A 17,080-nucleotide genomic window follows, 5' to 3' on the forward strand; every position below is an offset into this window, starting at 1 on the left:
CTCAGTTATCCGATGAGGCAAGCTCGGTCGTGTCCGACAGGGCTTCGAGATTGATATGGGCGATCGCCTCGGCCGCTCGTTGCAGGGCCGGCAGGCAAGCCAGCGCCTTGTCGCGGTCCATGCGCATCACCGGGGCCTGGATCGCCAGTCCCGTGTTCGACAGTCCTTCCCGGTTGGGTGCCAGGACGGCGATGCACAGCAGGCCGGACAGAAACTCCTCATCGTCGAAGGCATATCCCTGGCGCCGCACGGCTTCGATCTCGGCTTCGAGAGCCTCGGGGTCGGTCAGCGTATTACGGGTGAACGCATTCAATGGCATCTGGTTCAGCAGCCGGCGGCGCTGGGCGGGTGCCATCTGGGCCAGAAACAGCTTGCCACTGGCCGAGCAGTGTACCGGCACGCGCGAGCCAGGGTGCAGGTAGAAGCGCAACGGCGCCGATGTCTCCACCCGATCGAGATACAGCACCTCGCCACCGGAGAGCGCCGTGATATTGCAGCTTTCGCCGACTTCTTCGACGAGCTCGGCCAATATCGCATGGCGTGCTCCCTGGATCGTGTCATTGAGGAGCAGGGTCTCGGCCAACCGCCGTAATCGGTTGCCCTTGCTGTAATGCCGTCCATCGGCCTCGCGCTGCAGCATGCCTGATGACTCGAGCTGCTGGAGCATGCGATGGAGAGTGGGTTTCGGCAGGCCGGTTTCATCGACCATCCCCTGCAGGGTGAAAAATTGATCCTTTCTCGCGATGACCTCCAGCAGTGCCAGCAGACGCTGCGCCGGCGTATCGCCCTCGAGGCGGGTCATGTCGGTTCGATTGGTGGTCATGGTCAGCTCTCCTTTGCTACCAAGGTACCTTGTTCCTTAAAAGAGATCAATTTGTACCGTTTTACGGAATATATGTTGACGAGGGTCATCGGTGGCGCTACTTTGTTGGAAAGTTCCATATATCGGAACTTTTCATATCATAAATCGGTTTTCGGCTGGCTGGACCATCCAGAATGCTTCCGAGGAGGACTTCCATGAGCAACCACGACACACAAGACACGCGCCAGGCGGTGCAAGGCAAGCAGAAGATGACGCCTTCGGAGGCTTTCGTCGAAACACTGGTGGCCAATGGGGTGACCGACATGTTCGGCATCATGGGCTCGGCGTTCATGGATGCCATGGATATCTTCGCACCGGCCGGTATTCGCCTGGTGCCGGTGGTTCACGAGCAGGGCGCAGCGCACATGGCGGATGGCTATGCGCGAGTCTCCGGGCGTCACGGCCTGGTCATCGGCCAGAATGGTCCCGGCATTTCCAACTGCGTGACGGGTATCGCGGCGGCCTACTGGGCACACAGCCCGGTGGTGATCGTCACGCCCGAAGCGGGTACCACCGGCATCGGCCTGGGAGGCTTCCAGGAATGCCACCAGCTGCCGATGTTCCAGGAGTTCACCAAGTACCAGGGGCATGTGACACATCCGGCCCGCATGGCGGAGTACACCGGACGCTGTTTCGACCGGGCGATGTCGGAGATGGGGCCGACTCAGCTCAACATCCCGCGCGACTATTTCTATGGCGAGATCGAAGCCGAGATTCCCGAACCGTCGCGCCTCGACCGCGGCCCGGGCGGAACCCGCAGCCTCGACGAGGCGGCCGCCTTGCTGGCCAAGGCCGAGTTCCCGGTGATCGTCTCCGGTGGCGGCGTGGTGATGGCCGACGGCGTGGAAGCCTGTCAGGCGCTGGCCGAGCGGCTGGGTGCCCCGGTGGTCAACAGCTATCAGCACAATGACTCCTTCCCGGCCAGTCATCCGCTGTGGTGCGGCCCGCTGGGCTACCAGGGTTCCAAGGCCGGCATGAAGCTGATTGCCCAGGCCGATGTGGTGGTGGCGCTGGGCACCCGACTCGGGCCGTTCGGCACTCTGCCGCAGCACGGTCTGGACTACTGGCCGAAGGACGCCAAGATCATCCAGATCGACGCCGACCACAAGATGCTGGGGCTGGTGAAGAAGATCGCGGTGGGGATCTGCGGCGATGCCAAGGCGTCCGCCGAGGCACTGAGCGAGCGTCTGGCCGACAACGAGCTGGCATGCGATGCGACCAGGGCGCAGCGCGCCGAGCGGATCGCCGAGGAGAAGGCGGCTTGGGAGCGCGAGCTCGACGAGTGGACCCACGAGCAGGACCCGTTCAGCCTCGATGCCATCGACGAGGCCAAGGACGAGACGCCGTTCTCGGGCGGCGAGTACCTGCACCCGCGCCAGGTGTTGCGTGAGCTGGAGAAGGCGATGCCGGCGGATGTGATGGTGTCCACGGACATCGGCAACATCAACGCCGTGGCGCATAGTTACCTGCGCTTCGAGCGGCCGCGCAGCTTCTTCGCGCCGATGAGCTTCGGCAACTGCGGTTATGCGCTGCCGACCATCATCGGCGCCAAGGCGGCGGCACCGGAGCGCCCGGCGATCGCGTATGCGGGCGACGGTGCCTGGGGCATGAGCCTGATGGAGACGATGACGGCGGTGCGCCATGACATTCCGGTGACCGCGGTGGTGTTCCATAACCGGCAGTGGGGGGCAGAGAAGAAGAACCAGGTGGAGTTCTATAACCGCCGTTTCGTGGCCGGCGAGCTGGATAATCAGAGTTTCGCGGAAATCGGCCGGGCGATGGGCGCCGAGGGTATCACCGTCGATCGACTGGAAGACGTGGGGCCGGCGCTCGAGAAGGCGGTGGCACTGCAGATGAAGGAAGGCAAGACCTGCATCATCGAGATCCTGTGCACCCGGGAGCTGGGCGACCCCTTCCGTCGGGACGCACTCAAGAAGCCGGTGCGGCTGTTGGAGAAGTATCAGGACTACGTCTGATCCAGCGTGTCGCAGTGTGTTGCCCCCGACGATGTCGGGGGCTTTTTTCCTGGGCAATGGCCGAAAGATGTCGACGTTCTTCGACCTTTCTGACATAGCCCGATGACTGCCGCACCGGCGGCGGAGACGGGAGGCCATACATGAAAGCCTTGAATCGGATTCTCGACCGAGCGCGTCGCGACCCGCGCTGCATCGTGCTCTGCGAGGGGCTGGACGAGCGGGTCCTGCAGGCTGCCGTCAAGGCGACCGAGGAGGGTATCGCCAGGATTCTCCTGGTGGGAAATGCCACTGCCATGACCGAAAAGGCGAGGGAACTGGGCGTCGGCCTGGCGGGCGTCGAGCTGATCGACCCGGCCGATTCGCCGCTCAAGGCGAGCCTGGCCGAGGCACTGTTCTCGTTGCGTGAGAAGAAGGGGATGACCCGGGAGCAGGCCGAGGTGGCGGTGTGCGAACCGCTTTGTTTCGCCAATATGCTGGTGCGAGAGGGCCATGCCGAGGGCAGCGTGGCAGGGGCGGTGAACACGACTGCCGATGTGGTACGCACGGCCATTCAACTGCTCGGTCTGGCGCCCGGTTGCCAACTGGTGTCGAGCTTCTTCCTGATGATGCTGTGTCAGCCATTCCATAGCCTCAAGGGCGGTCTGATCTTCTCCGATTGCGGCCTGGTCATCGACCCGGATGCCGAGCAGCTCTCGCAGATTGCCATGGCGGCGGCGGAAAGCGCTCGGGTCCTGTTGGGCGAGGAGCCGCGGGTCGCGATGCTGTCGTTTTCCACCAGTGGCAGCGCCAGGCATGCGTCGGTCGACAAGGTGGTCGAGGCGGCACGCCAGGTCAAGGCGCGGCATCCCGAGCTGGCCATCGATGAAGACGTGCAGCTCGATGCGGCCATCGTCGCCGAGATTGCCGAGCGCAAGCTTCCCGAGTCCCGGGTCAAGGGCCATGCCAATGTCCTGGTCTTCCCCGATCTCGAGGCCGGTAACATCGGTTATAAACTGGCCGAGCGTATCGGTGGCGCCATGGCCATCGGGCCTTTGCTGCAGGGACTGGCCAGACCGGCCAACGACCTGTCGCGAGGCTGCAGCGTCGACGATATCGTCAATGTGATTGCCGTGACCGCGGTTCAGGCACAGAACGCCCTCTCAAGCCCGTCGTAATCGTCATTCGAAGGAGCGGCGCATGATCCCCTTGACCGCAGGGCTTGAGCCCGGAGTGCTGTTGGCCACGCTGGCGATCATGGCGGTGGCCGGCTACTTGCATACGGTGTCGGGGTTCGGCCTGGGCATGATCGTGATGGGCGCCGCCGGCGGGCTCGGGATCGCCTCGGTCCCGGTGCTGGCGGCGGTGGTCAGTCTGGTGACCCTGGTCAACAGTGCCGTGGCGTTGCCCGGGGGATGGCGGCGCCTGGACAAGCGTCGGGTGGCGGCGCTGGCGGTGGGGATCATTCCCTTCATCGGGCTGGGAGTCTGGGCGCTGTCGTGGTTGAACGCCACCTTTGCCGGCGTGCTCACCCTGCTGCTTGGCACCATGGTGCTCTACGGCGGAATCAGCATCGGCCTGCGCCCGCATCCCCGCGAACGGGTCTCGGCGGCCTGGACCTTCACCCTGAGCGGCGCCTTGACGGGATTGTGCGGCGGGCTCTTCGGTGTGCCGGGGCCCCCCGTCATCTATCACTGCTATCGCCAGCCCCTGCCCCTGGAAACCATCAGGCTGCTGCTGATCCTGTGCTTCGCCATCACGTCCGGCGTTCGTACCCTGTTCGTCGCTGTCCAGGGTGGCTTGACGATGGACGTGTGGCACCTGGCGTTCTGGGCGGCGCCGGTCGTGGGGCTGGCAACCTGGCTGGGACGGCGTTGCCCTCCGCCCTGTACGGCGAAAACCATGCGCCAGGTTGCCATGCTGGCCCTGATCGGCCTGGGGTTGGCCATTGTGATAAAGAGTGTCGTCTCATTGGCATCGAGTTAAGGGGCTTTCCTCAGCCGCCACTCACCGTCCTCGATCGGCAGGAAGGCGGCGATCGCCGCGGTGGCGATGACGTGGGTAGTGGCATTGTCCGGGTCGTGGACGTCGAGCCCGCCGTGTACCACGCTCACCTCGGCGCGGCCGCGGGGCAGTTCGGCGGCTACCGCTTCGGCGTCGACCCGTTCGGGTTTCTGGACACCGATGGTCACCTGGACCCGCATCTCGCGATGGTCGTAGCCCAGCGATTTGAACAGCACGATGGATGAGTGGTGCAGGGCGTCCTGCACGGCACGGCAGGCGGCCTTGGTGTAGTCCTCGCCGTAGAGGTCGTTGCCGCTGCCCATTTCCAGGATGAGGCGTCGCTCAGGCATGTTCGGGCTCCATGTCGAAGGAGACGATGACGGCGGCGTTGGCGATCACGCTGGTGCCGCTACCGTCGGGTTTGTCCACGTCCAGTCCGCCCTTGATCAGCCTGACCGATGGCTGGCCGTACGGGAAGATTCCCAGCAGGGTCGCGACTTCCACGGCCTCGGGCTGCTGGATACCGATCTCGACGTCGATCAGCATGGCCTCTTTGGGAAAGTCGAAGGCATCGGCGATGTTGAGCGAGTTGTGCCACAGGGCATCGCGGATCGCCCGCGCTGCGGCCTCGGTGTAGTTGCGGCTGCGGATCGAGGTGCCCATGCCGAACTGGTGCACCAGGCGTGTCTTGGCCATGTCGGTCTCCTTGATCATGACGAGAAACTTGCTTCCTGGATCGTCAGCGTCGGTGACGACCACCGATCAGCGCGACGATCTCGTCGAACAGGTGGCTGTCCAGTGCCTGGGTCATGTCGGTGGCGAGGCAGCGACGATAGAAGGGACTGAGATCCAGGCCCACTCCCAGGCCGAGGATTTCCACGTGACCTTCCCGGGTACGCCGGGCGATGACGTCCTTGAGGTGGTTGTCCAGATAGTAGGTATCGTTGGTCAGGTTGGTGGCGCTGTCGGCCGGGCAACCGTCGGAGATCACGATCAGCAGGCGTCGCGATTCCGGGCGGCCGAGAAGGCGCTCGCAGGCCCAATCCACCGCTTCGCCGTCGATGCCCTCACGAAACAGGTCGGGCTTGAGCAGGGCGGCGATATCGGTACGTGCGCGTCGCCAGCTGCGTTCGGCCGACTTGACCACCAGGTGGCAGACTTCGTTGAGGCGGCCCGGGTGGCGGGGTCGGCCTTGCCGCATCCACTCCTTGTAGGCCCGGCCGCCGTTCCAGGCGCCGGTGGTGAAACCGAGCAGTTCGGTACTCGCGCCAATCATTTCCAGGGCACGAATCAGGCTCTCGGCCATCAGCGTCACCGGTTCGATATGGTGCTTCATGGAGCCCGAGCAGTCGATGAGCAGGCTGACCGCGCAATCGGCACCCAGCTTGTGCTGGTCACGATAGAAGAGGCGGCGCTCGGTCGGCGAACTGACCAGCTGGGCCAGGCGGCGTCCGTCGATGTGGCCCTCTTCCTCGCCGAAGTCCCGGCCATCGGGTCGGGGCTCGCAGAGCACGGTAGCGAGCCGCCTTGCCAGGCGAGGCAGGTTGATGCCTTGTTCGGCGGCCGCTCGATCGAGATGTTCACGGTATTCGCGCAGCAGTGCGCGACGCACCAGGCGGCCGGCCGTGACCTCGCGGTCGTACCGGGTCGTGAAGACCCGATAGGTCTGGGCGGTGTCCTCGAAGACCTTGCTGTGACCGGTCGTCGCGGCGGCAACGCCATCATCGTCGCCCTCGGCATCGTCAAGATCGAGCAGCAGGGCGAAAGCCTCCCTGGTCGTCTCGTCCGCATCGCCTGGATCGTCTTCTTCGGCCTGGGCACGTTCGACGCGCACTCGGTCACCGACGATTCGGGCGATGGCCAGGGCATGTTCGGCATAGGCGGCCTGGTCGTCGCGATGTTGACGCAGGCCGGCGAGCGCCGTACCCAGTTCGTTCACCAGGGAGGCCCGAGTGCTCTCGATATAGTCCTCGGTTTCCTCCAGCACGGGGCATGCGTTCAAGCGCGACCAGCCCATCTGGGCGACGGTATAGACCAGCATGCCGATGCTGCCCTCGGTGAGCCCGGAGCGGTAGAAGTCGCGGGACCAGCTCGAAAAGCGTCGGTGGAGGTTGTCGCGCATGCCCGGCATATCGCGGGGTGTCCGGGTTTCCGTTCTCAACTGTTCGAGCAATTCGAAGATCAGCCGCTCGACCGAACCCTCGGGCCGTAGACGGCGGTGCAAGTCGGTATCGGAGTGCAGCAGACGCAAGGCCATGCCGTCGGCGACGGCACGACAGTCGGCGAAGTTGTCCTGACCGGGGTCGATACGCAGGTGGGGCGCATGGGTCGGCAATCGTACCTCGCCACGGTAGAGGCGCCGTCCGCGATAGTGCAGGTCGGCATCCCCGGTCAACGCACGCAGGCTAGCGGCGCACAATTCCTCGATCCGTTGCTGGCGGAGCGCCTGCTGCTGGGCGCTTGCGGTCATGAGGAAGCGGCCTCCTGCATCCAGGATTCATCGAGTTCCGCACCGAAACAGCGCTGGTAGTACTCGGCGACGATGGGGCGTTCGGCTTCATCGCACTTGTTGAGGAATGACAGCCGGAAGGCGATCGCCGGGTTGCGGAAAATCTCGCAGTTTTCCGCCCATGTGATCACCGTGCGTGGCGACATCAGGGTCGACAAGTCGCCGGCGGCAAAGCCCTGCCGCGTCAGGTTGGCCACCGCCACCATGGCGGTGATCAACTCGCGTCCTCTCTCGGAGTCCTTGGAGGGCACGCGTCCCAGCACGATAGCGGCCTCTTCTTCACGGGGCAGGTAGTCGAGCTTGGCGACGATGTTCCAGCGATCAATCTGGGCGTGGTTGAGCACCTGGGTGCCCTGATAGAGCCCCGTGAGGTTGCCGAGCCCGACGGTGTTGGCGGTGGCGAAGAGACGGAAGTGGGGGTGGGGCTGAATCACTCGATTCTGGTCGAGCAGGGTGAAGTTGCCGTCGCGCTCCAGGATGCGCTGGATGACGAACATCACGTCCGGCCGACCGGCGTCGTACTCGTCGAAGATCAGTGCCACCGGTCGTTGCAGCGACCAGGGCACGATACCTTCCTGGAACTCAGTGACCTGCTGGCCGTCGCGCACCACGATGGCGTCCTTGCCCACGAGATCGAGGCGACTGATATGGCCGTCCAGGTTGACACGCAGGCAAGGCCAGTTGAGTCGGGCCGCCACTTGTTCGATATGCGTCGACTTGCCGGTGCCATGCAGCCCCTGAACCATCACCCGGCGGTTGCGGGTGAAGCCGGCCAGGATCGCCAGGGTCACGTCGGGATTGAAGCGATAGGCCTCATCGATCTCCGGCACGTATTCATCGCGCTCGCTGAAGGCAGGCACCTGCAGGTCACTGTCGATGCCGAAGAGCTCGCGTGCCGAGCGCAGTGTGTCGGGCTGGGCATACATGGGATCTGTCATCACTATCTCCTCGGCCCGTCGGGACCGTTTCCGTGGGGCCCGGACCTTGTCACCCGGGTCGGGCTTGGCTGCCGGGAATGCTTCGAGCATATAATGGTTTCATAAAAAGAATCAAATGGTACCGTTTTATGAAATTCTATAGAGCATCCGGCAGACTTCCCACGGAGGTGATTCATGAATGATTTCCTGATCATTGGCGGTGGCGTCATCGGCATGATGACCGCCTGGCAACTGGCCGAGGTGGGCCATGGCGTGACGCTGATCGAGCACGGGCAGTGTGGACGGGAGGCCTCTTGGGCCGGCGGTGGTATCGTCTCGCCCCTTTACCCCTGGCGATACAGTGCGCCTATCTCGGGGCTTTCGCGTTGGTCGGAAGGGCGGTATCGGGACCTGGCGGCTCGACTGGCCGAGGAGACCGGCATCGATCCGGAGTTTCGCCGGAAGGGGCTTTTCTATCTCGACCTGGACGATGCGGCCGAGGCCATGCAGTGGGCACAGCAACAGGACAAGCCGTTGGCACGGGTCGACGACGGCTTCCTTTATGCCAGGGAGCCGCATCTAGTCGACGGTCTGGAGGGCGCGTTGTGGATGCCGACGCTGGGCAGCATTCGAAATCCACGTCTGGGCCAGGCCCTGCGGGCCAGACTGGCGAGCTTGCCTGACGTGACGCTGAAAGAGGGGTGTCGGGTCGACCGTCTGGTGGTCGAGAAAGGCCGGATTCATGGCGTCGACACCGCTGATGGACGATTCTCGGCCGGGACGGTGATTCTCTGTGGCGGGGCCTGGACCGGACAACTGCTGGAAACGCTGGGGATCGGTCTGCCGGTGCGGCCGGTCAAGGGTCAGATGATGGTCTACCGAACACCAGTGGTGTCCGGCAGCCGCCAACTGCTCGATCGGGTGGTGCTGGCCCGGGGGCGATACCTGATCCCGAGGTCCGATGGTCGGGTGTTGATAGGCTCGACGCTCGAGGAAGCCGGTTTCGACAAGACGACCACGGCCTCGGCGCAGGCATCGTTGCATGACAGTGCGGTGTCCATGTTGCCTGCACTGGCCGACTGTGAAGTGGAACATCACTGGGCAGGATTACGACCGGGCGCCCCGGACGGCCTGCCGTTCATCGGCGAGCTTCCCCATGTCCGTGGCCTGTTCGTCAATGCGGGTCATTATCGCAATGGTCTGGTGCTGGCTCCGGCCGCCACGCGGCTGCTGGTCGATCAGTTGCTGGGACGCGAACCGATTCTCGACCCCGCGCCATTCTTGCCCCGCTCAGGGCCGGGCGTGTCGAATGTCGGTAACGATGTTGCCTTCTCGGGCGAGGCGTTCGTCTGATGGCAATCGACTGGTCCAATGTCCGGCTGGCATCTGGCGCTAATGTCGATCAGGCACAGTCAGTACTCTCGTGGGTGAACAAGGGACCGAATCTCCGGCCCTTTTCTCGCGCCTTGCGTGAACTGAACACAAGCCCAGGAGACAACAATGAGCCAGCCAACCGTGGAATTTCTTGAAGCCTTCAGTGATGCCCTGAACCGTCATGATATCGATGCCGTGATGGAAATGATGACCGAGGATTGCGTGTTCCATGCCATCGCCGGTCCGGAGTTGATGGGCAAGAGTTTCGTGGGGCAGGGCGAAGTCCGCCAGGCATTGGAGAATGCCTGGAAGACCGCGCCCGATGCTGCCTGGATCAATGGCGAACACTTTGTGGTCGGTGACCGTGGCGTTTCCGAGACCACATACTGCGGCACGACCGCCGAGGGGGCTCGCTCCGAGGCGCGCATGGTGGATGTCTTCACCTTCCGTGATGGCAAGATCGCCGTGAAGAATGCTTTCCGCAAGAATCGGCCGCCGGTCAATGCCTGACAGGGGCACGAGCGAGTCATGGCATTCAGACGGCGAGGAGTCCGGTCATGGAGACAGTATCGGTAGAAGAGGTGAAGGCCAGGGGAAGCACCGCGCCTTCCCGGCCTTACGATCCAGCTTATGATCCCTTGAAGAGTGCGACGCCGGGACAGGGTCGCGATTATGCGCCCACCTACTGGATCGATACCGCGGGTGAGCCGCCGGAGGATGATGGTCCGGTCAGTGGTGACATGGATGCCGATGTGGTGATCATCGGTTCCGGCTTTACCGGGCTGAGTGCCGCCATCTTCCTGGCTCGCGAGCACGGCATCAAGGCGACCGTGCTCGAAGCCAATCGTGCCAGTTGGGGGTGCTCCACGCGCAATGGTGGCCAGGCGCAATGTGCATCCGGCCGGCTGAAGCGCTCGCAGTGGATCCAGCGCTATGGGCTTGATGCCGCGCTCAAGCTTCATGAAGAATGCCTGGCCGGCATGGCGACCTTCAAGGGTTTGATTGCCGATATCGATTGCGACCCGCAGCCCGGCGGTCACCTCTACGTCGCCCACCGGGACAAGGTGATGCCGAGTCTGGAAAAGGAGGCCAGACTGCTGCGCGATACCTTCGATTATGATGCCCGGATTCTGGATGCCGAGACGGTCAAACGTGACTGGATGGGAGATCAGGAAGCGGCCGGCGCCATGCATGAACCCGAAGGCATCGGCATCCATGCCGGCAAGCTGGCCTTTGGTTATCATCGCAAGGCGCGTGAGCTGGGCGTGAAGATCCATCCGTCGAGTCCGGTGATGGGCTTCGAGACTCGAGGTGGTGTTCACTACCTTCAAACGCCGGGGGGCGTGGTCAAGGCGCGTGCCGTGGGTATCGCCACGGGAGGGTATACCTCCCAGAGCCTTCATCCCTCGCTGAAGAACCGACTGCTGCCGATCCTCTCCAATTCTATCGTCACCCGCCGGCTGACAGATGATGAGATCGCGTCATGCAATCTGTGGACGCACCAGGTGATCACCGATACGCGGATCCTGCGGCACTATTACCGCCTGTTGCCGGACAAGCGTCTGCAGATAGGCAGCCGGAGTGCGATCACTGGCCGTGAAGCGCCACAGAAGAAGTACGAGGATCGGCTGATCCATGACGTGCATCGCAAGTTCCCGACCCTCCAGGGCATCCAGATTGACTATTCCTGGTGGGGATGGGTCGACGTCAGTCACGACATGATGCCGCGTATTCATCAGCCTGATTCTCGCGAGACGGTCTATTATGCGCTGGGTTATGGCGGTAACGGAGTGATGTATTCCGCCCAGGCCGGTCGTCGGCTGGCCCAGTGGATTGCCGGGCAGGGGCAGGAGCTCGATCTGCCGATATTCACGTCGAGACTGCCGTATCCCAATGTTCGCGAAATGGTCGAGTCCCGGGCGTTTGCCCCTTTCCGGCGTCTCGGTCAGCGCATGCTGTATCGCTGGTACCACCTGAAGGATGAAGTGTTATGACATCAGGCCAGGCCGGGTAAGCAGCATCGCTCATGGCCGCCTTGCCGGCGGCCTACGCGATTCGACTGGCAGGTACTTCGATTCGATTGTCTCATGATCGTACCGCCTGGGGGATGAGCGCCGCGAGGCGCTCGATGCCCGGTTCGATACGTGATTCGGGAATCGCCGAGAAGCCCAGCCGGAAGTATTCGCGGCGAGGGGTATCGAAGAAGTGGATATCGCCGCACTCGATGAGGATGCCCTGCTCGGCGGCGAGACGCTGCAGCTCGTGGCAGTCCAGGCCCTCCGGGCCCCTTACCCAGAAACAGGATCCCCCGTAAGTCGAGGGTACCGAGGACTGCGGCATATGGCGGGCCAGGGCGTCGCCCATGCGCTGCCAACGGCTGTGGAAGACCTGATGGGTGTGCCGCAGCAGGGCATCGTGGTAGCCGCGATCGAGAAAGAGCGCCACGGCGCGCTGGTTGTTGGTCGGCGGGTGGCGGAGCATGAGGCGGCGAAGGGCTCGCGCTTCGCGGATCAGCGCCGGTGGTCCCACCATGTAGCCCAGCCTCAGTCCTGGTGCCAGGGTCTTGGACAGGCTGCCGACATAGATGACCCGGTTGTGCCGGTCGAGGCTTTTCAGGGCCGGCGTCGGGTTGTCGAGGTAGTTGGTCTCGCTCTCGTAGTCATCCTCGATGATCAGGAAGTTGTCGATCTCGGCCATGTCGAGCAGTTGGCGGCGACGCTCCAGCGGCATGGTCACCGTGGTGGGAGCCTGGTGGCTGGGGGTGACATAAACGAGCTGGCAGTCACGTAGCGCTGCATCGAGGCACATGCCATCTTCGTCCACGCCCAGCAGATGAAGATCATCGGTGAAGGTGCGGGCGATGTTGTACATGTCGACATAGCCTGGACTCTCCATACCGAACCGCCGGCCCTGCTTCAAAAGCAGCATGCTGGCAATCCAGAGCGCTTGCTGGGCGCCGATCGTGACCAGGATCTCTTCCGGATCGGCCCATACCCCGCGTCGAGGCAGCAGCCGCTGATGAATCTGTTCTATCAGCAAGGGATCGTCGTCGTTGAGATGATCGGTCGACCAGCTGCGAATCGCCGGCACGCTCATCGAGTCGCGACTGCACTCTCGCCAGTGCTGGGTGGGAAAGAGTTCGGGGTCGATCTGTCCATAGATGAACGGATAGTCGTACCGGTGCCAGTCGCTGGGCTTGTCGATGGTCTGTTGCTGCGACGGGCGCATGGTCAACAGCTCCTCCCAGGGGAGGCGGTCGGCATCGATGTCGTTGAGCCGTTCGGGCTTCTTGGCACTGCCTTTCAGGATCTCGGGATTGACGAAATAACCGCTTCGGCTCTTGGCGATGAGGTAGCCATCGTCGAGCAATTGTTCATATGCCAGCATCACCGTGTTGCGGGCGATATGTAATTCCTTGGCGAGTTTGCGGCTGGAGGGCAACGCCTTGTCTCGAGGGATATGGCCATCGAGAATGCCCCGCGCGATTTGTTCGCGGAGCTGTTGTTGCAGGCTTTTCGCAAGGTCGGGATCGAGATAGAAGAGTAGCTGGCTCATGCAGGGCTCAGGACGGTCCGCGGTGACTCGATACGCGCTGCGGAGAAGGTACATATCGGCCCCCGATCATGCCAAGTCCATGGCGGTATTGCCAGCGCTTCCCGCATGGCTTTCGGGGCCCGCGCCCGTGAGCGCTCTCAGGCTTCGACGCTGGCGCGGACCCGGCAGCGATGAAGTTTCAGGTTACTCTGATGGGAAATGGGGTCCAGGCGGCCGTCGGTGAGTTCATTGACCGATCCCCAGGGGGCGAAGGGCTGCCGGGTATCCCAGCCGATGGGAATGAAGACCACGTCCGGGTGAATCCCCGACGTCACCCAGGCCCGGGCCTCCAGGTGTCCCCTGGGTGATTCGATGATCAGCGGCTCGCCTTCCCGGATGCCCTTGCTGGCCGCCTTGTCGGGATGAATCTGGCAGTAGAGATCCGGCCACATCTCCTGTGCCTGCCAGAAATAATGGGTCCAGGAGTGGAAATGCGATGCGGTGGGGCGTCCGGTCACCAGCTGTGTATCCCACTCGGCTTCCTCATGTTCCGGTGGTGCCTGCAAGGTGACGTGGTCGGTGAGGGTCGGCTCGTGAAAGAAGGGGGACAACTCGGCGGGGCGATCATCGGAGGCAACGTGAGGATGCCCCGAGTTGGCTTCTGTCTCTGTATAGAAATACGGCAGCGACGACAGGCCCAGCGAGCGAAACTTGGCTTCGATGGTGGTGTTCCAGAATTCCAGTTGGCCGCTGGGCGTGGGAAAGCGCTTGCCCGGCTCGCTGCCGAAGGCGGTGGTACCCTCCAGATAGAGGGTGTCCGGTTCGGGTGTATCCTCGTCGGCCACGGGGATGCGAACCCAGCGATAAGGGGTCGACGTCAAGCGCTTCATGGTGACGCCTCGCAGTGCCGGGGTGGCGTGTCGGAAGACCTCGTCCCAGAATATCGCCGGGTCCTTGTAGCGATCCTGGAGCACCGACTGGAACCCCAACCGCTTGCCAAGCTCGATCCAGAACCAGTGATCCGAACGGGCCTCCCCTGGCGGGTCCATGAGGCGCTCGTTCCAGACGACTCGCCGATCTTCCGCCAGGCGGCTGATCCCCCCTTTCTCGACACCGGTGGCGGCGGGCAGGACATAATCCGCCAGTGCCGAGGTCTCGTTGAAGAACAGGTCCATGTGGACCAGCAAGTCCAGTGAGCGAAAGGCCTCCTGGACCTTTTGCCGGTTCGGCCACTGGGCGGCGGGGTTGTTGCCGGTGATCAAGCCGCGGACGGCATAGGGCTTGCCTTCCAGCATGGCGTCCAGCCATTGGCGAGGACTGTTGCCCAGCGCCGGCCGATCAAAGGGCATCTTGCCGCTCTCCGGGACCGGAATGCGTCCCCAGTCGGGTTCCGATGCCACATTGAAATAGCCGCCGCCACGACGTCCCCAGTTACCGGTGATGGCCGCCAGGAACATGAGGGTTCGGTTGGCCTGGACGCCGTTGCTGTGCTGATTGATGCCGCGGCTGGCAAAGATCATGCAGCCCTCGGCATGGGCGATTTCCCGGGCCAGCTTGCGGATGCACCCGATGTCGAGGCCGGTGATATCACTGGCCCATTCGACGCTGTAGTCCCGCTCACGAATGAAGTCTCGCCAGGTCTCCCATCCCTGTACCCATTGCTGGCAGAACGCGAGGTCATGCCAGTCGTGACGAAATATCTCGTGAATCAGTCCCAGGGCCAGGGCCATGTCGGTGCCGGGGCGTATCGCCAGCCAATGATCGGCCTTGCTGGCGGTCGCGGTCAGGCGTGGATCGATGACGACCATCCCGGCCCCACGGCGGAGTCGCCAGTCATTGACCATGCCGAAGTTGACCGGGCGAGTTTCGGCCTGGTTGTCGCCGAAATACACATGCAGTGCTGCACTGCCGATATCTTCCGGCGTATAGATATTGGGCTGGGAAGTGGAGCCAAGGGTCAGCTCCAGGGCCACGACCTTGCCCGCATCGCAGAATGGTTCGGTGGTCAGGAAGTTGGGCGTCCCCCACATCTGAGTGAACATGGGGACATAACCCATGATATTGAGCACGCCGGTCCGGGTTCCCATATGGATCGCCAGCGCTTCGCTGCCATCGCGCTCACGGATCTGCTCGAGGCGTTCGGCGATATCCTCCAGAGCCTCATCCCAGCCGATCCGCTCGAACGTCTCGCTGCCGGGAGGGCCTCGGCGCTTGAGGGGGTGCGTCAGGCGACTCGGGTTGCGGTAGAGTTGGAGCGTCATCTGCGATTTCGGGCAGATGCGTCCCTGGAATACCGGGTCCTCGTCATTGCCGAGGATCCTGACCACTTCGCCGTCTTTCATGCCGAACTTGAGAGTGCAGCCATTGAAGCAGATATGGCAGCCTCCCGGCTTGATGTCGTCGGGCTGCTGGTCGTCCACCTTGCGGTAGGGGATCTGCACCCACTTCGACGTGGGGGATGGACTTGACGGTGTCGAGACCTGGACAGCGGGCGGATGCTTGTCGGTCAGGGGATCCTTCGGGGCCGTCTCGTCCGGCGACCTGTGCCGATCCAGATAGAGGGTGGCGGGGCCCTGCAGGAAATGATCGTTATCACGGACAGGCTTGTCGGCTTCATGGGCCAGTTCCAGCAGTTCCTCGCGCTCGCCGAAGGTGATGGCACGCGTCGGGCAGACACTGGCACACGCCGGCATTTCACCGCGGGCCCGGCGCGGTGCGCAGAGATCGCATTTCACGGCATGGTTGTCCACCGGATCATAGCCCATGGCGCCATAGGGACAGGCCAGGACGCATTCCCCGCAACCGGTGCACAGCGACTCGTCGACGCTGACCACCCCGGTGTCCGGGTCCTTGCTCAGGGCCTTGGGGACCACGGGGCAGGCTCTCAGGCAGGCCGGGCGCTCGCATTGCTGGCAGGTCACGGTGAGGAAGTCCAGCTCGGGCAGCGAGGGGTCGCCCAGCCACATCACCCTGTTACGGTATTCGTCAGGGCCCAGGCCGTTGACTTGCTTGCAGGCCGCTTCGCAGCTCTTGCACCCGGTGCAGCGCTCCAGGTCGATGCTCAAGCAGAGCTGGCTCATGTTTCCCCTCCCCAGGTGGCCAGGTGCCACCAATAGATAGCGCCGTCGCCGGCAACGTAGCCGGCGAAAAAGGTAACGGTCAGGACGTGTACGACAATGCCGAAGACGAACAGCAGAGCGACGAGAATATGCAGCCGCCGCCACAGCGACAGGGCCCGACCGGCCCGGCGACGTGCGCCCACGAGTCGCGACTCCCGGGCGGCCAGGCGTGCATAGCCCAGCGTCAGCAACGGATGGGTCACCGCATGTCTCAGGTTCGGCGAGAACAGGGCTTCATCGGCTTGTGGGTCCAGACGCTTCAGCAGGTGGACCTTGGCCGCGATGATGTCGGCCAGCTCGTGTCGTGCTGTCGTCGTTAGCGTGAAGCTGGTCTCTCTCGATCCGAACTGACGGGAGAACTGCCGGGACAGGAAGACCCGAGCCACGATGCCCTGATAGATCAGGAACAACAGCAGCACGTAGAGGACACCCGGCATGCTGAGGAGACGTCCCGCGGCGACATGCAGACTGATGAACACGAAGCCGGCCATGCTGGCCAGGACGTGCACGGCGAACCAGAGGGGTGGGCTGACCGACAGCGAGCTGCGTTTGGTGAGGCTGAAGAGCAACGGCGCCATCAACAGAAGGCTGCCGAGCATGGCGACCAGTTGCAGCCAGGGCAGGCCCGGTCGTTTGCCGAGGAAATCGGTTATCTGCAGGGCCAATGTGAGTACCAGAACCAGCGTAATACCGGTCAGTCCCTGCAACAGGCGCCGATGAGCGATGCGTGGCGGAATGGCGGGGCGATCATCATGCGACATGTTCTCGGACTCCACGCGCCGTGTCGACGCCATGCCGGGATGTCCTGG

Annotated in this window: 14 protein-coding genes; 6 read left to right on the plus strand and 8 right to left on the minus strand. The window is 63.3% G+C overall.

The annotated features are described in order from the left end of the window. Position 1 precedes the first annotated feature (1 nt). Complete coding sequence (locus tag LU493_RS02635; RefSeq protein WP_275286226.1) at positions 2–823, minus strand: IclR family transcriptional regulator; 822 nt, start codon at positions 821–823, stop codon at positions 2–4. Between the two features lie 194 nt (positions 824–1,017). Between LU493_RS02635 and xsc the strand changes: the two genes are divergently transcribed. The 3 genes from xsc (at position 1,018) to LU493_RS02650 (ending at position 4,800) form a co-directional block, all read left to right on the plus strand. Then, on the plus strand, positions 1,018–2,838 hold the full coding sequence (gene xsc, locus LU493_RS02640; protein ID WP_275286227.1) for a sulfoacetaldehyde acetyltransferase: 1,821 nt from the start codon (positions 1,018–1,020) through the stop codon (positions 2,836–2,838). Positions 2,839–2,978: 140 nt separating this feature from the next. Next, positions 2,979–3,992: a phosphate acetyltransferase gene (gene pta, locus LU493_RS02645; RefSeq protein ID WP_275286228.1), complete on the plus strand. Its 1,014-nt coding sequence runs from the start codon at positions 2,979–2,981 to the stop codon at positions 3,990–3,992. Positions 3,993–4,014: 22 nt separating this feature from the next. Next, entirely contained in the window at positions 4,015–4,800 is a 786-nt protein-coding gene (locus tag LU493_RS02650; RefSeq protein ID WP_275286229.1) for a sulfite exporter TauE/SafE family protein, read from the plus strand. On the opposite strand, the gene LU493_RS02655 is transcribed toward LU493_RS02650, so the two are convergent. Genes LU493_RS02655 through LU493_RS02670 form a run of 4 tightly spaced genes read right to left on the minus strand, consistent with a single transcriptional unit; the run spans position 4,797 to position 8,265 of the window. After that, positions 4,797–5,168, minus strand: a complete 372-nt coding sequence (locus LU493_RS02655; protein WP_275286230.1) for a Lin0512 family protein — start codon at positions 5,166–5,168, stop codon at positions 4,797–4,799. The two genes, LU493_RS02650 and LU493_RS02655, sit on opposite strands and share 4 nt — an antisense overlap. Next, on the minus strand, positions 5,161–5,514 hold the full coding sequence (locus LU493_RS02660; RefSeq protein WP_275286231.1) for a Lin0512 family protein: 354 nt from the start codon (positions 5,512–5,514) through the stop codon (positions 5,161–5,163). The genes LU493_RS02655 and LU493_RS02660 overlap by 8 nt, the downstream gene beginning before the upstream one ends. A gap of 43 nt (positions 5,515–5,557) precedes the next feature. Next, the gene (locus tag LU493_RS02665) at positions 5,558–7,288 is read right to left on the minus strand and encodes a cobaltochelatase CobT-related protein (protein ID WP_275286232.1); all 1,731 of its coding nucleotides are present in this window, start codon (positions 7,286–7,288) and stop codon (positions 5,558–5,560) included. Then, positions 7,285–8,265 carry an AAA family ATPase gene (locus LU493_RS02670; RefSeq protein WP_275286233.1) on the minus strand — a complete coding sequence of 327 codons (981 nt, stop codon included), beginning with the start codon at positions 8,263–8,265 and terminating at the stop codon, positions 7,285–7,287. Before LU493_RS02670 ends, LU493_RS02665 begins: the two co-directional genes overlap by 4 nt. Before the next feature lie 174 nt (positions 8,266–8,439). Here LU493_RS02670 and thiO point away from each other — a divergent pair, with 174 nt between their 5' ends. The 3 genes from thiO to LU493_RS02685 all read left to right on the plus strand — a co-directional run bounded on the left by thiO (position 8,440) and on the right by LU493_RS02685 (position 11,612). Beyond that, complete coding sequence (gene thiO, locus LU493_RS02675; protein ID WP_275286234.1) at positions 8,440–9,597, plus strand: glycine oxidase ThiO; 1,158 nt, start codon at positions 8,440–8,442, stop codon at positions 9,595–9,597. Positions 9,598–9,744: 147 nt separating this feature from the next. Beyond that, positions 9,745–10,128: a nuclear transport factor 2 family protein gene (locus tag LU493_RS02680; RefSeq protein WP_275286235.1), complete on the plus strand. Its 384-nt coding sequence runs from the start codon at positions 9,745–9,747 to the stop codon at positions 10,126–10,128. A 47-nt stretch (positions 10,129–10,175) separates the two neighbouring features. After that, on the plus strand, positions 10,176–11,612 hold the full coding sequence (locus LU493_RS02685; RefSeq protein WP_275286236.1) for an NAD(P)/FAD-dependent oxidoreductase: 1,437 nt from the start codon (positions 10,176–10,178) through the stop codon (positions 11,610–11,612). A 91-nt stretch (positions 11,613–11,703) separates the two neighbouring features. Here LU493_RS02685 and LU493_RS02690 read toward each other — a convergent pair whose 3' ends face one another. The 3 genes from LU493_RS02690 to LU493_RS02700 all read right to left on the minus strand — a co-directional run bounded on the left by LU493_RS02690 (position 11,704) and on the right by LU493_RS02700 (position 17,065). Next, complete coding sequence (locus tag LU493_RS02690; protein WP_275286237.1) at positions 11,704–13,173, minus strand: PLP-dependent aminotransferase family protein; 1,470 nt, start codon at positions 13,171–13,173, stop codon at positions 11,704–11,706. Positions 13,174–13,310: 137 nt separating this feature from the next. Further along, entirely contained in the window at positions 13,311–16,232 is a 2,922-nt protein-coding gene (locus LU493_RS02695; protein WP_275286238.1) for a molybdopterin-dependent oxidoreductase, read from the minus strand. Beyond that, a complete protein-coding gene (locus tag LU493_RS02700) occupies positions 16,229–17,065 on the minus strand; it encodes a hypothetical protein (protein WP_275286239.1) in 837 nt (278 codons plus the stop codon). The genes LU493_RS02695 and LU493_RS02700 overlap by 4 nt, the downstream gene beginning before the upstream one ends. Between the last annotated feature and the right edge of the window lie 15 nt (positions 17,066–17,080).

The organism is Halomonas elongata, from assembly GCF_029081005.1.
In the GTDB taxonomy this organism is placed as follows: domain Bacteria; phylum Pseudomonadota; class Gammaproteobacteria; order Pseudomonadales; family Halomonadaceae; genus Halomonas; species Halomonas elongata_B.

Excerpts from the sequence above, each read along its gene's own strand:
- LU493_RS02685 (WP_275286236.1), top strand. The coding sequence starts at position 10,176 with ATGGAGACAGTATCGGTAGAAGAGGTGAAGGCCAGGGGAAGCACCGCG.
- LU493_RS02635 (WP_275286226.1), bottom strand. The coding sequence starts at position 823 with ATGACCACCAATCGAACCGACATGACCCGCCTCGAGGGCGATACGCCG.
- LU493_RS02650 (WP_275286229.1), top strand. The coding sequence starts at position 4,015 with ATGATCCCCTTGACCGCAGGGCTTGAGCCCGGAGTGCTGTTGGCCACG.
- LU493_RS02670 (WP_275286233.1), bottom strand. The coding sequence starts at position 8,265 with ATGACAGATCCCATGTATGCCCAGCCCGACACACTGCGCTCGGCACGC.
- LU493_RS02665 (WP_275286232.1), bottom strand. The coding sequence starts at position 7,288 with ATGACCGCAAGCGCCCAGCAGCAGGCGCTCCGCCAGCAACGGATCGAG.
- LU493_RS02690 (WP_275286237.1), bottom strand. The coding sequence starts at position 13,173 with ATGAGCCAGCTACTCTTCTATCTCGATCCCGACCTTGCGAAAAGCCTG.
- LU493_RS02700 (WP_275286239.1), bottom strand. The coding sequence starts at position 17,065 with ATGGCGTCGACACGGCGCGTGGAGTCCGAGAACATGTCGCATGATGAT.
- LU493_RS02660 (WP_275286231.1), bottom strand. The coding sequence starts at position 5,514 with ATGGCCAAGACACGCCTGGTGCACCAGTTCGGCATGGGCACCTCGATC.
- thiO (WP_275286234.1), top strand. The coding sequence starts at position 8,440 with ATGAATGATTTCCTGATCATTGGCGGTGGCGTCATCGGCATGATGACC.
- pta (WP_275286228.1), top strand. The coding sequence starts at position 2,979 with ATGAAAGCCTTGAATCGGATTCTCGACCGAGCGCGTCGCGACCCGCGC.
- xsc (WP_275286227.1), top strand. The coding sequence starts at position 1,018 with ATGAGCAACCACGACACACAAGACACGCGCCAGGCGGTGCAAGGCAAG.
- LU493_RS02695 (WP_275286238.1), bottom strand. The coding sequence starts at position 16,232 with ATGAGCCAGCTCTGCTTGAGCATCGACCTGGAGCGCTGCACCGGGTGC.
- LU493_RS02655 (WP_275286230.1), bottom strand. The coding sequence starts at position 5,168 with ATGCCTGAGCGACGCCTCATCCTGGAAATGGGCAGCGGCAACGACCTC.
- LU493_RS02680 (WP_275286235.1), top strand. The coding sequence starts at position 9,745 with ATGAGCCAGCCAACCGTGGAATTTCTTGAAGCCTTCAGTGATGCCCTG.